Origin of the sequence: Sphingomonas sp. MS122, from assembly GCF_049532975.1 — a bacterium.
Classification (GTDB): domain Bacteria; phylum Pseudomonadota; class Alphaproteobacteria; order Sphingomonadales; family Sphingomonadaceae; genus Sphingomonas.
Map to the genome: position 1 here is coordinate 2912303 of NZ_CP186695.1, position 11418 is coordinate 2923720.

General features: G+C 65.0%; 20 protein-coding genes and 1 tRNA gene. 7 read left to right on the top strand and 14 right to left on the bottom strand.

Annotation, left to right across the window (positions count from 1 at the left end):
- Position 1: 1 nt before the first annotated feature.
- Both bamE and ACO227_RS14040 read left to right on the top strand, forming a co-directional pair.
- Positions 2-439, top strand: coding sequence for an outer membrane protein assembly factor BamE domain-containing protein (bamE, locus tag ACO227_RS14035; RefSeq protein WP_423602480.1), 438 nt, complete (start codon positions 2-4; stop codon positions 437-439).
- A 17-nt stretch (positions 440-456) separates the two neighbouring features.
- Positions 457-990 carry an OmpH family outer membrane protein gene (locus ACO227_RS14040; protein ID WP_423602482.1) on the top strand — a complete coding sequence of 178 codons (534 nt, stop codon included), beginning with the start codon at positions 457-459 and terminating at the stop codon, positions 988-990.
- Between the two features lie 1399 nt (positions 991-2389).
- Here ACO227_RS14040 and ACO227_RS14045 read toward each other — a convergent pair.
- Positions 2390-2465 (bottom strand) — tRNA-Glu (locus ACO227_RS14045).
- A gap of 112 nt (positions 2466-2577) precedes the next feature.
- Here ACO227_RS14045 and ACO227_RS14050 point away from each other — a divergent pair.
- Together ACO227_RS14050 and ACO227_RS14055 are read left to right on the top strand one after the other, a co-directional pair.
- Positions 2578-3114, top strand: coding sequence for a J domain-containing protein (locus ACO227_RS14050; RefSeq protein WP_423602484.1), 537 nt, complete (start codon positions 2578-2580; stop codon positions 3112-3114).
- Positions 3111-3425 (top strand): (2Fe-2S) ferredoxin domain-containing protein, encoded by a 315-nt coding sequence (locus ACO227_RS14055; RefSeq protein WP_423602485.1) that lies wholly within the window; start codon positions 3111-3113, stop codon positions 3423-3425. Before ACO227_RS14050 ends, ACO227_RS14055 begins: the two co-directional genes overlap by 4 nt.
- Here the strand turns inward: ACO227_RS14055 and ACO227_RS14060 are convergent.
- From ACO227_RS14060 to ACO227_RS14115, 12 genes are all read right to left on the bottom strand, one after another.
- Positions 3422-3841 (bottom strand): SecDF P1 head subdomain-containing protein, encoded by a 420-nt coding sequence (locus ACO227_RS14060; protein ID WP_423602487.1) that lies wholly within the window; start codon positions 3839-3841, stop codon positions 3422-3424. The two genes, ACO227_RS14055 and ACO227_RS14060, sit on opposite strands and share 4 nt — an antisense overlap.
- Positions 3842-3908: 67 nt before the next feature.
- Positions 3909-4316 (bottom strand): SufE family protein, encoded by a 408-nt coding sequence (locus ACO227_RS14065; RefSeq protein WP_423602489.1) that lies wholly within the window; start codon positions 4314-4316, stop codon positions 3909-3911.
- Between the two features lie 150 nt (positions 4317-4466).
- Positions 4467-4712 carry a hypothetical protein gene (locus ACO227_RS14070; RefSeq protein ID WP_423602490.1) on the bottom strand — a complete coding sequence of 82 codons (246 nt, stop codon included), beginning with the start codon at positions 4710-4712 and terminating at the stop codon, positions 4467-4469.
- A 47-nt stretch (positions 4713-4759) separates the two neighbouring features.
- A complete protein-coding gene (locus tag ACO227_RS14075; RefSeq protein ID WP_423602492.1) occupies positions 4760-5029 on the bottom strand; it encodes a hypothetical protein in 270 nt (89 codons plus the stop codon).
- 40 nt (positions 5030-5069) lie between these two features.
- Positions 5070-5198, bottom strand: coding sequence for a hypothetical protein (locus ACO227_RS14080; protein ID WP_265115965.1), 129 nt, complete (start codon positions 5196-5198; stop codon positions 5070-5072).
- A gap of 28 nt (positions 5199-5226) precedes the next feature.
- Positions 5227-5508: a hypothetical protein gene (locus ACO227_RS14085; RefSeq protein WP_423602493.1), complete on the bottom strand. Its 282-nt coding sequence runs from the start codon at positions 5506-5508 to the stop codon at positions 5227-5229.
- A 10-nt stretch (positions 5509-5518) separates the two neighbouring features.
- The gene (locus ACO227_RS14090) at positions 5519-5830 is read right to left on the bottom strand and encodes a hypothetical protein (RefSeq protein WP_423602495.1); all 312 of its coding nucleotides are present in this window, start codon (positions 5828-5830) and stop codon (positions 5519-5521) included.
- 25 nt (positions 5831-5855) lie between these two features.
- Complete coding sequence (locus tag ACO227_RS14095; protein WP_423602497.1) at positions 5856-6146, bottom strand: hypothetical protein; 291 nt, start codon at positions 6144-6146, stop codon at positions 5856-5858.
- Between the two features lie 29 nt (positions 6147-6175).
- Complete coding sequence (gene pspC, locus ACO227_RS14100) at positions 6176-6553, bottom strand: envelope stress response membrane protein PspC (protein WP_423602498.1); 378 nt, start codon at positions 6551-6553, stop codon at positions 6176-6178.
- Position 6554: 1 nt separating this feature from the next.
- On the bottom strand, positions 6555-6836 hold the full coding sequence (gene pspB / locus ACO227_RS14105) for an envelope stress response membrane protein PspB (RefSeq protein WP_423602500.1): 282 nt from the start codon (positions 6834-6836) through the stop codon (positions 6555-6557).
- A gap of 4 nt (positions 6837-6840) precedes the next feature.
- On the bottom strand, positions 6841-7509 hold the full coding sequence (gene pspA / locus ACO227_RS14110) for a phage shock protein PspA (RefSeq protein ID WP_265115970.1): 669 nt from the start codon (positions 7507-7509) through the stop codon (positions 6841-6843).
- 68 nt (positions 7510-7577) lie between these two features.
- Complete coding sequence (locus ACO227_RS14115) at positions 7578-7718, bottom strand: hypothetical protein (protein WP_423602502.1); 141 nt, start codon at positions 7716-7718, stop codon at positions 7578-7580.
- A 177-nt stretch (positions 7719-7895) separates the two neighbouring features.
- Between ACO227_RS14115 and pspF the strand changes: the two genes are divergently transcribed.
- From pspF to ACO227_RS14130, 3 genes are all read left to right on the top strand, one after another.
- A complete protein-coding gene (pspF, locus tag ACO227_RS14120) occupies positions 7896-8930 on the top strand; it encodes a phage shock protein operon transcriptional activator (protein ID WP_423602503.1) in 1035 nt (344 codons plus the stop codon).
- 190 nt (positions 8931-9120) lie between these two features.
- Positions 9121-9900, top strand: coding sequence for a TSUP family transporter (locus ACO227_RS14125; RefSeq protein WP_423602505.1), 780 nt, complete (start codon positions 9121-9123; stop codon positions 9898-9900).
- A gap of 94 nt (positions 9901-9994) precedes the next feature.
- Complete coding sequence (locus tag ACO227_RS14130; protein WP_423602507.1) at positions 9995-10612, top strand: superoxide dismutase; 618 nt, start codon at positions 9995-9997, stop codon at positions 10610-10612.
- Between the two features lie 181 nt (positions 10613-10793).
- Here ACO227_RS14130 and ACO227_RS14135 read toward each other — a convergent pair whose 3' ends face one another.
- The gene (locus ACO227_RS14135) at positions 10794-11417 is read right to left on the bottom strand and encodes a septation protein A (protein WP_423602509.1); all 624 of its coding nucleotides are present in this window, start codon (positions 11415-11417) and stop codon (positions 10794-10796) included.
- Between the last annotated feature and the right edge of the window lies 1 nt (position 11418).

Below are 11418 nucleotides of genomic sequence, written 5' to 3' on the forward strand. Positions count from 1 at the left end.
AATGAAAGCTACGCATATCGCACTGCCGATGCTCTCGGCACTGTGCCTTGCCGGCACGGCAGTCGCAAAGGAAGAGCCTTCGGCACCTGCACCTGCGACTTACATGGGGAAAGTCGATCCTGGCGCATTCCGCGAAACGCCGCTCGAATACAAGAAGAAGGGGGTGACGGTGAACCCCGCGGCGGTTCGCCTGATCACCCCGGGCATGGATAAGTTCAGCATCTACAATCTTATCGGCCCGCCGCATTTTGGCGAAGGGATCACGCGGCGCTGGAACTATGTCCTGTTCTTTCCGGTGACGCCGGGAAGCACCGAACGAATCCGCTGCCGCATGGAAATCCGCTTCGGACGTAAACGGACGGACGGCTATAATATTGCCGTGTCGGAAGTGGTCTGGAAGGAGCAGGCGTGCGCCGACCGGGTCGTGGCTGCTAGTTGAGCGCATAAGGCGGCGACATGCGATACATCGGCCCATTGGTCGCCTTCCTGCTGACTTATTGTGTCAGCGCCCCAGCGGCTGCGCAGACCTTCGGCCCGTCGATCCAGGGCCTGTGCTTGCTCTCGCGCAGCGGCGCGATTAGCGGTTCGCGCGCTGGCCAGTCGCTGCAGGTTCAGCTGAGGCAAATGCAGGCTTCGCTGTCGGGGGATCTCGCCCGCCAGCGCGCCACGATCGATCAGCAGCGCCGAACACTTGCGGGCCGGCAAAATGCGATCGCACCGATCGAGTATCAGCGCCAGCGGGCGGCACTCGATCAACAAGCGCAGGCGCTTGAACAACAGCACAACGCGCGCTTCATCGCCGCGCAGCAGCGCGGACAGCAGCAGATCGATCGCGTGCTGAATGAAGCCCTGGCTCGCGTGATTACCCGTACGGCCTGCGGCGTCGTGTTGGAGCGTGACCATGCCTATGGCTGGAACAATGCCATGGACATCACCCCATCCGTCAGCCGCGAGATGGACGGCCTCTTGGCAAGCGTCAGTCTGCAATAAGGCAGTGTCTTCAATGAACGAGGTCGATTTTTCAAACGTCACCCTCGGTGTACGGCAGCCGCTTTTTTCGAAGCTACTCCATCGTCGCTGGGCCACGAGAATCGAATTTCCTCACCTGATGGTCCCATGGACCCATCGGCAACGGCTACAGCCTCAAGGCGACCACTGGTTCCCGGCTCGCATTTGAGGCTGGGGCCGGTTTGCTGCCCCCGGCAACCGGCCCACCCACTTCAAAGACTTGATGTGAGACGAATTATGACTGCTTCGAACCGCGCCGGACTCCGCTTCTCAGGGAGCTGTGCGAGACCTCTTTGCCCGACAGGTCGGGCAGGACGAGAGCTGATCCCGGCCACGGCGTAATTTAGGCGGGGCGGCGCAACCTGCGCCGCCGCCCGCCAATTCATCAAGGGCGTATCGCATGTTCAAGTGGCTTGCCGGACGATTGCGCTGCTCGAGGGGAATTCATGAGCGGTCCGCTGGCCATATTACGCGCACGCGCGAGGGCGGGTTCGTCAGCAACTGCAACTATTGCGGCGCCAAGATGAAACGCCGCGCCAAGCGGGACTGGCACGTCATCTCGCGCACGGAATTCGACGAGCTGGTACGGTCAGCGTCGAGCCGATCCGCGGACTAGCCGAGGCGCTGGCCAAGCAGGCGATCAGCAGCGTCGGCGCAAATAGCAGCAGGGATGCGCTTCGTGGGCGAGATGGTCGACGCGCGGTGTCTAGGCGTTCGTTATAAGTACGTTATAAGTAGCAAGCGGACGCATAACGGGCCGCAACTCGACCATCGATCACCTTATCGAGTTCGTTTCTATTAATCCGCGTTGTCTCCGCCGATTGCTCATCACCGCTTCGGCGAACCAGGACATCAACTTCCGTAAGACTTTATCCACGTCACTCCAGCGTAGGCGAGAGCACGACGGTCTTTTAGGTAGCCGCACCTGAAGGACCGACAGCAATGATAACTAAATCGGATTTCCAGCTACATGTCACCTACCTGAAAGGGCAGGCGCTCGCTGTTCTATCCAGGGGTGTTCTGGAGGAACGGCAGCTATCGCGGGCACGGCTTCAGCCGCTCGCGCCTCTACGAACTCATCAGGTCAGGCGAAATCGAGATCGCCAAGGACGGGAATTGCATCTTCGTGCTCGTCGAAAGTCTGCGAGCCGCGATCGAGCGCCGAAGGATATCAAGGGGCCGGTGACTACGGCCTTGCCGGCTTCCGTTGGGATCGCGCGGTGCAATCCAAACCGCAGGCCCGGGTGCGCCCGCCATAGCGCCGCGACTAATCGAAATTGCCCATCTCTAAAACTGCTCTAAAACGCGCTCGGATTTTAGAGCAGTTTTAGAGAAGTTGCTGATTGCAACTGATTTTTTGCGCCTAAGCCGTTGAAAAGGCTGGTGACCCCTACGGGACTCGAACCCGTGTTTTCGCCGTGAGAGGGCGACGTCCTAGACCGCTAGACGAAGGGGCCGTGCGAGCGGGAAGCGGCGCCTCTACAGGCGGTGCGGCGGGGCGTCAAGCGCTGCGATCGCAAGTCACCGCGGCGCTGGCAATCCGCGCCGTCCATGCCTATTTGGCGGCCGATGGCGCGTTCGACCCGATCGATGGACTGGGGCTTCCCCCGCTGGCGGCCCTACGGGTCCGAACGCGAGACCGTGCGCGTGCGGCTGTGCGACCGCGAAGGTTGCGAGGCGCCGGGCGACCGCCCCGCGCCCAAGTCGCCCAACAGCCCCGAGCGCTGGTATTTCTGCGAAGCGCACGCCGCCGAATACAACCGCAACTGGAATTATTTCGAGGGGCTCACCGCCGAGGAAGCGGCCAAGCGCGAGGCGGAGGATCGCCGTACCTCGGCGGGCTATGCCGAGAGCCGCCAATATGCCTGGGCGGGCCCCGGCGACGGCAGCCGTTCGCGCGACGAGATGCGCGCGCTCGAGGTGCTCGAGCTCGATCCGGATGTGCCGTTCGAGGCGGTGCGCGCCGCGTGGCGGCGGCTCGCCAAGGAAAATCACCCCGACATCCGTCCCAACGATGCCGAGGCGGCGAAGCGCTTCCAGGCGGTTCAGACAGCCTATGAGGTGCTGCGCGCCGCCGAAGAAAGGCGGCAGTGGCGGCCGGAGTGAAGACGCAGGTCCGCTCCAACTGGTCGAGTACCGTGCTCGTCTGCGCCAAATGCTCGAAACGGCTCGGCGGCGGCTTCGGGCCGAAGGGCAAGCAACCGCTCGGTAAGGCGCTGCGCCAGCACCTCGGCCTCAAGAAAGGGCGCAAGTCGGCGGCCGGCGTGGTCGACGTCAAATGCCTTGGCGTGTGTCCGCGCGGCGCGGTGACGGTGGTCGATGCCGCGGCCAGCCGCGAATGGCTGCTCGTACCCGCCGGCACCGATCTCGACGCTGTCGCGCGTGCGCTGGATCTGCTGCCCGCTGCGGACGGCTAGCGCACGCGGCGGATCCGCGCGGCAAGATCGGTCGCGGCGTCCTGAGTGAAATTACCGGCGATGCGGATCACATTACCCTCGATCGGCTCGACCAGGTTCGGCCGCGAAACCGCCACGCGATCGAAGCTGATCTCGACGAGTTGGGCGACCCGGCACCGCTGGATCGTGGCGAATTTCTCGCGTCCCGACTTGGTCAGCATCAGATCGACTGCCCAGCCCGGATCGTTGGCCTCGCGGTCGGGCGCCGCGCGGACGATGTCCTCGCCGTTGAAGCGCACGCCGGCGATCCACAGGCCCGTGCCCGATTTCTCGAGCGTGCGGCTCGTGGTCATTTCCGCGGTGTCGTCGATCCGGGGCGGGGGCGTGCAGGCCTGAACCGGTGCCGCCAGGAACATGGTCGCAAGCAAAAGAGACATGCCGTCCTCCTCACTCAGCTGGCCTCAGCCTATCCCAGAGGCTATCTGGGCACAAGCAAGGGGATGGTCACCCGGTGTAGCGTTCCGCGGTGGCCCGGATCAGCGAGATCATGTTGGGGATGCCCTGCGTACGGTTCGAACTCAGCTGGTTGCGCAGGTCGAACGGGGCCAGCGCGGCTTCGATGTCGGTCGCGAGGATATCGGCCGGACCCCGGTCCTGCACCGCCAGCAGCACCAGCGCGATGATCCCCTTGGTGATCGCGGCATTGCTGTCGGCCAGGAAATGCAGCGCGCCGTCCTCGCGCACGGTCGGATAGACCCACACCGCCGCCGAGCAGCCGCGCACCAGCGTGGCGTCGGTCTTGAGCGCATCGGGCATCGGCTCCAGCGCGCGGCCGAGATCGATCAGCAGGCGATAGCGGTCATCGGCGTCGAGGAACGCATATTCGTCCTGAACTTCGGCAAGGCTGGGCATGGCCGCGCCTATAGCGGGGTTGCGCCGCTGCGCCAGCCCGGCGTTCGTGCTGCCGGAGCGGCGAGGGGCGGGAGCGGCCTCAAGGGCGGCCGCTCCCGGTATGCGCCGCATCCGCCGGGCCTCCCGTCCCGACGGCGCGACGCACGGTCTTCAGAGGTCGACGCCGGCGGCGATCGCCTCGAGCTTGCGGATCCGTTCCTTGAGGTCGGCGATCTCGATCCGCGCGCCGGCACTGCTCGGCACCGGCTGGTTGCCATCGCCGGCATGCGCCAGGCTCAGCTCCTGTCGCTTGAGCGCCAGCCAGCCGCGCCAGCCCGCCAAGCCCGCCGCGGTGACCATGCCGAGGCCGGCCAGTGCCGCGGTGGCGAGGATCAGGTAGAAATTGGGGTCACTCATCACGCCCTCCATCAGACGCGTTTGGTTTGCTCAGTTGCGCCAGTTCGTCACCGGCGTTCGTCGCGCAGCTTCTCGATCTCGCGGTCGAGGTTGTTGGCGCTGTGGTTGTCGGTGATCACCCGCTCCAGCACCGCGATGCGGTCCTTGAGCGTGCGGACCTCCTCCTGAAGACGGCGGGCTTCGGCGGCATTGGCGCCGTCATCGACGTGGTGCCCGTTGCCGAGGCGATCGCGCCGGACGCCCATCTTGGCCCTGACGATGCTGCCGACCGTCACGACCAGGACGATCCCCACCACCATTTCGAACGGACCCATCATCTCGCCTCCTGCCTTGAGTCTGCCCTTGCCGGGCGTCGTTTCAGTTCGCTGCTTCGGCCTGCTCGCGCGCCAGCTTCTCGGCGCGTCGAACGGGGCGGTCGCGCATCTCGGACAGCGTGACGCCGATTGCGCCGATCACGCCCAGTACCGCGAAGAACCCGATCAACATTGCTCTCACTCCGTTACACAGGGTTGGTTCAGTTTATCGGCCGCTCGTCGCGCAGCCGTTCGATCTCGTCGGAGAGGTCGAGACCCTTGTCGGTCGCGATCCGCTCCAGTACCCGCACCCGCTGCTCCAGCCGCTCGGTGTGGGCCGCATATTGCGCCGCCTTCTCGGCGGTCTGCGCGTTGAGCGCCTCGGCCATCTTCTCCTTGTGGCGCAGCCAGCGCTTGAACATGTCGGCGCCGATCCCGAGGATCACGGGGATCCCCACCACGATCATGAAGAAAGCGAGGATGAAGCCGCTTTTGTCGCCCATCTTCCGATCCTCAGTTCTTGGTCACGCGGAGCGCTTCGATCTCGCGATCCAGCGCCACGCTGCCATCGGTGACGATCCGCTCGACATTCGCCAGTCGGTCCTTGATCGAGCCGAGCTCGGCGCGGAGCTGGGCGTTCTCCTGGCTCAGCAGCTTGATCCGCTCCATGCTTTCATCGCTGGTCTTGGGATAGACCGCCTGGCCCCAGGCGCCGTCGAGCGGGTAGCCATGCTTGATGCGCAGCCAGGTGGTGAGCACCCATCCGCCCACGCCGGCGAGGCCGACGACCAGTGCGACCGGGAGGAAGGCTTCAAACGGAAACATATCTCGAAACTCCGTATGGTTCTGGTCAGCGCAGCGAGTCGATCTCGCGGGCGGTTCGCTCGCCGGGATCGGTGGCGATGCGCTCGAGCACCGCGATCCGCTCCTCCAGCCGGCCGATCTGGCCCGTCAGCCGCTCGTTCTCGCTGGTCAGCAGCTCGATCTTGCGTTCCGCGGCGGGATCGGACTTGCCGGTCATGCCGCTCCATTCATTCTCCACCGGGTAGCCGTGCCGGGCACGGATCCAGGTCGATGCGAGCCAGCCGAAGGTCGAGATCGCGATGATGGCGATGACGAAACCCGGTCCACTCCAGCTCATGTCTCATTCCCTCCCGTTGGCGCCGCGGCTCAGCGCAGGCGCTCGATCTCGTCGGCGAGCTGCGTGTTGCGGCTCGTGTAGAAGGTCTCGATGTCGGCCATGCGGCGATCGATGTCGCGCAGCTTGGAGCGGACCTCCTGGGTCGAGCGCCGCGGATTGGCCCGCACGCCCTGCCAGAACTTGGCGTCCTCCGCGGTCTCGTAGAGCCCGATCGGCTTCTGCGAGGTGACCATCGCCAGGCCGATATAGACGAAGAACATCAGCGGGAAGGTCGCGAAGAACAGGACCAGGAAGCCCAGGCGGATCCAGAGCGGATCGACCCCGGTATACTCGCCGAGCCCCTCGCAGACGCCCAGCCACTTGCCGTTGATCTTGTCGCGATAGAGTTGCGTGCGGCTGACAGACATCTCAGTTCCTCCGTGCGCGTTCATAGTCGGGGAGTTCGCGGAGCGGCGGCGTATCGCTGCCGCGCAGGCGGAACTCGGGATTGTCGGCGGCGATGATCCGCTCGATGGTCTGAAGACGATCCTCGAGGCGGCGTGCCGTATAATGCAGCTCGTCGAGCAGGTTCTCGTCCTCGCCGGTCAGGGTCTTCGCCTGCTTCCACCGGGTGACATAGTGCAGGATCACCCAGGGCATGCCGATGAAGAGCATGCCGACGATGACGATCGGCAGGAAAACGTCTTCCATCGCCTCAGCCCTCCTTGTTCAGGCGCGCCTTGAGCGCGGCCAGCTCGGCGTCGACCTTCTCGGCCGACTGGAGCTCTGCGATCTCTTCCTCCAGGGTCTTCTTGGGCGCGCCCAGTGCCAGCGCGTCGGCGCGGCCCTCGGCGAAGTCCACCCGGCGCTCGAGCAGGTCGAAGCGGCTGAACGCCTCGCTCACCTTCGAGCCGTTGGTCATCTCGCGCAGCTTGACGCGGTTGTTGGCGCTTTCCAGGCGAGTCATGATCGCGTTCTGGCGAGCGCGGGCGTCGCGCAGCTTGGTCTGCAGCTTGGCGATATCCTCTTCCGAAGCGCGCAGGGCGTCGTCGAGCACATGGATCTCGGCATTGAGCTGGTCGCACATGTCGGCCGCCTTCTGGCGCTCGACCAGCGCCGCCTTGGCCAGGTCCTCGCGCTCCTTCGACAGCGCCAGCTCGGCCTTCTCGGTCCAGCTCGCCTGCAGGTTCTCCAGCTTCGCGATATGGCGCCGCATCTCCTTCTGGTCGGCGATGGTGCGCGCCGCACTGGCGCGAACCTCGACCAGGGTCTCCTCCATCTCGAGGATGATCATGCGGATCATCTTCGCCGGGTCTTCGGCCTTGTCGAGAAGGTCCGTCATGTTGGCGGCGATGATGTCGCGGGTGCGAGAGAAAATGCCCATCTTCAACTTGCTCCTTGGAAACTTCGTGCCGCCGGGCGGGCTAGGGGGTACCCGCCCGGCGGGACCGCTCAGGCGACTGCCTGAGTGGAAATCTGTGCCGTCGCGGTGGCGGCGGGGCCGACCACGCTGGCGAGGCAGGTGGTGCTCACGACCAGGGTGCAGGCGATCGCCGCCAGCGTGGTGCGAAAGCTGTTGTTGCCCTTGTACATGTCGTTCCGTCCCTCTGATCTCGTATCTGTTTGCCGCCCGATGCGGCATGCCAGGAATATTGCAGGGGCCGTGCCAATTTCGGTGACGCCCGGAAATCCGCCATTTTTTGTCAATTTCCCATCTCGCGCGAAATGCATACTTGCCAAGTCTTGGGAAAATACGCCAAAGCTTCGGATATGGAGCGCACGACCCAGGTCATCGGCCAATCCGGCGCCTTTCTCGATGCGCTCGAGCTCGCCTCGCGCGCGGCGGCGCTCGACCGGCCGGTGCTGGTGATCGGCGAGCGCGGCACCGGCAAGGAGCTGGTCGCCGAGCGCCTCCACCGCCTGTCGCCGCGCTGGGACCAGCCGCTCGTCATCATGAACTGTGCCGCGCTGCCCGAGACGCTGATCGAGGCCGAATTGTTCGGGCACGAGGCCGGCGCCTTCACCGGCGCCACCAAGTCGCGCCCCGGCCGGTTCGAGGAGGCCGATGGCGGCACGCTGTTCCTCGACGAGCTCGGGACGCTGAGCATGGCGGCGCAGGACCGCCTGTTGCGCGCGGTCGAATATGGCGAGATCACCCGCATCGGTGCGTCCAAGCCGATCCAGGTCGACGTCCGCATCGTCGCCGCGACCAACGAACATCTGCCCGACCGCGTGGAGCAGGGCAGCTTCCGCGCCGACTTGCTCGACCGGTTGAGCTTCGAGGTGGTGACGCTGCCCCCGCTGCGTGCGCGTGCCGGCGACATCCTGGTGCTCGCCGAATTCTTCGGCCGCCGCATGTCGTCGGAGATCGGCCGTGACTGGGAAGGGTTCGGCCCCACCGCGCTCGATGCGCTGACCGACTATAGCTGGCCGGGCAATGTCCGCGAGTTGCGCAACGTCGTCGAGCGGGCTGTCTACCGCTGGGACCGGCACGGGCCGGTCGACGCGATCCAGATCGATCCTTTCGCCTCGCCCTATCGCCCCAAGCCGATGCCCCACGGCATCCCGGGCAACGCCGCGCCGGTGCAGCTCGTCACCGAGGAGCCGGGCCCGCTGCCGCGGCGCGACGACGATCTCTCGGGCGACTTCAAGAGCCGCGTCACGCGCTTCGAACGCGAGCTGCTGAGCCGCGCGCTGTCCGAGAACCGCTTCAACCAGCGCGCCACCGCCGAGGCGCTCGGGCTCAGCTACGACCAGCTGCGCCACGCGCTCAAGCGCCACGAGCTGCTCGGCGCCGGCGGCTAGCGGCCAGCTCGGCCCGTTCACCTTACTCTTCTGCTGCTGTCATACTGAACTTGTTTCAGCATCCATCGTGCCGCCAGCGGCTCAGTCGCCCGTGGAAGGATAGACCCTGAAACAAGTTCAGGGTGCCGGGTTGTGGGAAAAGAACAGGTGGCCATTGCTAGTCGCGCCACTCAACGCCTATCGGCCGCGGATGGAACTCACCGCCGAAATCCTCGCCTTCCTCATCGCCATCGCCTTCGTCTCGGGCACGATCGATGCGATGGCGGGCGGCGGCGGGCTGCTGACCATCCCCGCGCTGATGGCGGCAGGCATTCCGCCGGTCGCGGCGCTCGCCACCAACAAATTGCAGAGCAGCTTTGGTACCGCTTCGGCCTGCATCGCCTATTGGCGCGGGGGGCATATCGATCTCCGGCGCTTCGCTATCCCTGCGGCGGGCGCGTTCCTCGGTTCGGTCGCGGGTGCCTTCACCGTTCAGCATGTCGATCCGAAATTCCTCACCGCGTTCGTGCCGGTGCTGCTGATCCTAATGGCGCTCTATTTCCTGCTCGCCCCGCCGATGAGCGACGTCGACCGCCATGCCCGGCTCGGGCGCTTCGGGCTGACCGCGGTGGCGGTGGTGCTCGGCTTCTACGACGGGTTCTTCGGCCCGGGCGCGGGGTCGTTCCTCACCACGATGATGGTCGCGCTCGCCGGGCTCGGCCTGGTCCGCGCGATCGCCAACGCCAAGTTCCTGAACTTCGCCACCAATGTCGCCGGCCTTCTCGCCATGATCGCGGGCGGCAAGGTGCTGTGGATCCTCGGCCTTTCGATGGCGGCCGCCAACATCGTCGGCAACCAGATCGGTGCGCGGCTGGCGATGCGCTATGGGGGCAGGGGCGTGCGTCCGCTGCTCGTGCTGATGTCGGTCGCGCTCACCGTGAAGCTGCTCGCCGACCCGGCCAATCCGATCTGGCGGGTCCTTCCGCACTGATCGCCCATTTCGATCGCGTCACAAGAAAATTTCGTGCGGCAAAGCTCCGCCTGATGCGTTAGGCGGGCGCGACACCAGAAAATGGAGGGTAAAGATGGCTTTCGAACTTCCCACGCTGCCTTACGCCAAGGACGCGCTCGCGCCGACCATCTCGGCCGAGACGCTCGATTTCCACTATGGCAAGCACCACAAGGCCTATGTCGACAAGACCAACGGCTTCGTCGCTGACAAGGGGCTGGAGGGGAAGAAGCTCTCCGAGGTGATCCGCCACGCCAAGGAGACCGGCGACAAGGCGCTGTTCAACAACTCGGCGCAGATCTGGAACCACAGCTTCTACTGGTTCGGCCTGACCCCCGAGCCCAAGGAGCCGACCGGCAAGCTCGCCGAGCTGATCGAGAAGAGCTTCGGCTCGAAGGAAGAGCTGGTGAAGAAGCTGATCGCCGAGGCGACCAACCATTTCTCCAACGGCTGGGGCTGGCTGGTGCTCGACGGCGACGAGATCAAGGTGACCTCGCTCCACGACGCCGACACGCCCGTCGTCTATGACTTCAAGCCGCTGCTGACGATCGACGTGTGGGAGCACGCCTATTACATCGATTACCGCAACGCGCGCCCGGGCTATCTCGAGGCGATCACCAAGATCATCGACTGGGACTTCGTCGCCGCGAACCTCGACGGCGAGGGCGTGAGCCGGGCCGACCAGCAAGGCTGATCGAGCAAGCCGAATAGGAAGCGGGCCGGAGGCGACTTCGGCCCGTTTTCGTTTGTCCCTTCCTCCACGTCGTCATCCCGGGCTTGACCCGGGACAGGGCTTTTCTTCACCGGGCAAGGGAACCCAGCCCCGGCTCAAGGCCGGGGCGACGGTTGGGCTTATTGTTTCTAGGCCGAAGCGTTCACTGCTCCGGCGGCAGCGCCTTGTCGACGATTTCGCGGTCGGTGGTGAGTCCGTGGCGCAGCAGCATCGGGATGTTGCCCATCGCGAAGATCAGCGTCAGCGGCACCACGCCCCACAGCTTGAAGCCGACCCAGAAATCCCAGCTCTGCGTGCGCCACACGATCTCGTTGAGCACCGCCATCGCGGCGAAGAACACCGTCCAGTTGATCGTCAACAGCCGCCAGCCCTTGGCGGTCAGGCCCGGATAGGCGCTCTCGAGCAGCATCTGGAGCAGCGGCTTCTTCGTGATCAGCCCATAAGCGAGCACGATCGCGAACATCGCATAGACGATCGTCGGCTTGACCTTGATGAAGGTCTCGTCGCGGAACCACAGGGTCAGCCCGCCGAATACCAGCACCAGCGCGCCCGAGATCCACAGCATCGGCGAGATGTGCCTGGTCTTCCACAGCGACACGCCCATCGCGACGAAGATCGCCACCATGAACGCCGCCGTCGCTACGAGCATCCGCATCAGCTGCGGCCCGCCCATGAAGCTGTTGACGGCGAAGAACACCGCGAGCGGACCGAAATCGATCAGCATGCGGAAGCCCGGCGAGGGGGCGGCTTTGGTCTCGGTGGTCATG